Origin of the sequence: Streptomyces sp. WG5 (genome assembly GCF_049974565.1) — a bacterium.
Classification (GTDB): Bacteria; Actinomycetota; Actinomycetes; order Streptomycetales; family Streptomycetaceae; genus Streptomyces.
On sequence record NZ_JBNGGC010000092.1, the window covers coordinates 1 to 3542 of the forward strand.

The 3542-nt window shown below is 70.2% G+C and carries 1 protein-coding gene; it reads right to left on the reverse strand.

What is annotated here, in order from left to right:
- On the reverse strand, positions 1-3542 hold a 3542-nt coding region (locus tag ACP4IX_RS35940; RefSeq protein WP_426558810.1), incomplete at both ends, for a type I polyketide synthase.

Sequence of the window (3542 nt, forward strand, 5' to 3'; positions counted from 1 at the left end):
CGCCCCTCACGACGAGCATCCGACAACCGCTGCACCACCAGCACACCAGCGCCCTCGGACCACCCCGTGCCATCAGCGGCATCAGCGAACGCCTTGCACCGCCCGTCGGCTGAAAGCCCGCCCTGCTGGGAGAACCCGACGAAGGTGTCCGGAGTAGCGATGACGGTCACACCGCCTGCGAGGGCCATCGAGCACTCACCGGACCGCAACGCCTGCACGGCCCAGTGCAACGCCACCAACGACGACGAACACGCCGTGTCCACCGTCACCGCCGGACCCTGCAACCCCAGCACATACGCCACCCGCCCCGAGATGACGCTCTGCGAGCCGCCGGTGATCAGATGCCCGGCCAGGTCGCCGTTGGTCCGGGTTGCCAGCTCGGTGTATCCCGACGGGAAGGCCCCGACAAAGACGCCGACCTGGCTGCCCGACAGGGATGTCGGGTCTATGCCGGCGTTTTCCAGCGCCTCCCACGAGGTCTCCAGCAGCAGCCGCTGCTGCGGATCAGTCGCCACCGCCTCACGCGGAGAGATCCCGAAGAACTCGGCGTCGAAATCGCCGACTCCCTGGAGGAAGCCGCCCCGCGCGGTGGCCGATGCCCCGGTACTCACGAGTTCGTCGAGGTCCCAGCCGCGATCGGTCGGGAACCCCGCGACGGCATCCCCGCCCTCGGCAAGCAACTCCCAGAAGTCGTCGGGGCCGGACACGTCCCCAGGGAAACGGCACGACATGCCGACGATCACGATCGGGTCGTCGTCCACCGGCGCCACCGGCTGCGGACCCACGATGCCGACAGACGGCAGCGGGTCACCCAGGAGGCCGGCCAGATGGTCGGCCAGCGCCGCGATGGTCGGGTAGTCGAAGACCAGCGTCGCGGGCAGATTCAACCCGGTCGCCGACGCCACCCCGTTGCGCAGCTCGACGGCGGTCAGCGAATCGAACCCCAGCTGTTTGAATGCCTGGTCGGTCTCGATGTGATCGGGCGACCGGTGTCCCAGGACCGCGGCGACGTGACCACGGAGGAGCCCGTGCAGGAACCGCGGGCGTTCCTCGGCCGGCATGGCGGCCAACTGCTGGGCGATGCCCCGCTGCTCCTGCCCGTCGTCCGAGGCGACGCGACGTACCACGCCACCGACGAGGGACCGCAGCATGGGCGGGACGTCTCCCTGGGCGCGGAGGGCCACGGTGTCCAGGCGAGTCAGTCCGAGAACCGGATCGTCGCTGCGAAGCGCCTGGTCGAAGAGGTCCAGCCCCTGTTCCACCGTCAGCAGCGGCATGCCTGCCCGCGCCATGCGCCGCAGGTCGACGTCCCGGAGGGTGCCGGTCAGCCCGACTTCGGGAGTCCACGCGCCCCAGGCCATCGACACGCCCGGCAGTCCGGCTTGTCGGCGCCACTGCACCAGCGTGTCGGCGAAGACGTTGCCCGCCGCGTAGTTGGCCTGCCCGGGGCCGCCCAGCAGGCCGGCCAGAGAGGAGAACACGACGAAGAACGACAGGTCCAGGTCGCGCGTCAGCTCATGCAGATGCCAGGTCGCGTCCACCTTCGGTGCCAGGACCCGGTGTACCCGCTCGCCGGTCAGTGAGCCGATGACGCCGTCATCGAGCACACCCGCCGTGTGGACGACACCCGAGACCGGGTGCTCCGCGGGCACGGCCGCCAGCATCGCGGCCAGGGCGGCCCGGTCCGACACATCACAGGCCACCACTGTGACTCGCGCGCCGAGACCGGTCAGCTCCTGGACCAGTTCACCGGCGCCCTCGGCCCGGTCGCCCCGTCGGCTCGTCAGGAGCAAGTGTCGTACGCCGTAAGAGCGGACCAGATGCAGTGCCACCAGGCTCCCGAGTCCGCCCATGGCACCGGTGATCACCACCGTGCCTTCCAGCGGGGCTACGTCGACGGTGGTCGGTGTGCGGCGGACCAGGCGTGGTACGCGCACCGTGGCGCCGCGGACCGCCCCTTGGGACTCGGCGGTCCCTGCCACACCGGCCAGCACCGCGAGATCGAGACCGACGTCCGGCTCCAGGTCGACCAGCGTGATCCGGTCCGGGTTCTCGGTCTGTGCGGAGCGCACCAGACCCCACACCGCCGCACCCGGCAGGTCGACCACCGGGTCATCCGAAGCCGTGGTCACAGCTCCCCGAGTGACTACGACCAACTGCGTCCCGTCGAACCGCCGCTCCGCGAGCCAGCCCTGCACCTGTTCGAGCGCCCGTACGGTGACCTGGTGCACCGAAGCCGACTCGGGCTCGGTGGAATGCGGAATGGACAGCACCAGATGGCGAGGCGCCGAGGCTCCGCTGTCGATCGCCGCGATCAACGAGTCCAGGTCCGCGTACTCCTCGCCCGGTCCTACGACGACCCATCCGTCTGCCCGGGCGGCCGTCGGCACGTTCAGGTCGGTCCACTCCGGCGCCAGTACGGCCGTGTCCTGAGGGACCGAGAGGAACACGTCCTCCGGCGGGGTACTGAGCGTCACCGAGTCGATCGACAGCACCGGAGCACCGGTGCCGTCGGTGACTGCGACGCTGAACTCATCCGCGGCGATACGGGTCAGACACGCCCGCACCCGGGTCGCTCCGGAGGCCCGCAGCACCACATCGGTGAACCGGAACGGCAGCCGGCCGGAGTCCATCGCCACCGCGTGCAGCACGGCGTCCAGCAAGGCCGGATGTATGCCGAACGCTCCGGCCGGACCCGCCTGGTCCTCGGGCAGGGCGACCTCGGCCCACACCCGCTCTCCTTGGGCCCAAACACGCGTCAGCCCCTGGAACACCGTCCCGTGGACGATGTCGGTGCCGGAGCCGTAGAGGCCATCGATGTCGACCTCGTCAGCGCCGACGGGTGGCCACGACGCCCCCTCGCTGTCCGACTCCTCGTCGGCGGTGGTGCCGTTGGTCAGCAGACCGGTGGCGTGCCGGTTCCATTCTTCGCTGCCGTCCGGGCGGGCATGGATGGTCACGGCCCATCCCTGATCCTGTTCGGTGAGCACAACCTGGATCTGGCAGCCGCCCTGGGCCGGGAGGACCAGCGGTACCTCCACGACCAGTTCGCCGACCCGGTCACAGCCCACGGCGTCACCGGCGCGCACCGCCAGCTCGACAAACCCTGTCTGCGGGAAGACGGGGTGGCCACGCACCACGTGATCAGCAAGCCATGGATGCGACCGAAGCGACACCTTTCCGGTGAACAACACCCCACCGGACTCGGGCAGGTCGACCATCGCGCTCAGCAGCGGATGCTCAGCCGAGGCCAAACCCGCCCCCGCCATGTCACCCACCACAGCCGGGGCATCGGGCCAGTACCGCTCGTGCTGGAACGCATAGGTCGGCAACTCCACCCGCCCGGCACCCGTCCCCGCGAACACCGACTCCCAGGAAACGGGGACACCCTGGGCGAACAGCTGTGCCAGCGAGGCCATCACCCTCCGGGCGCCGCCTTCACCGCGTCGCAAGGTGCCCACGACGACGCCGTCCTGCCCTGCATCCTCCAGGGTCTCCTGGACCGCGGCCGTCAGCACCGGATGCGGACTGACCTCGACGAA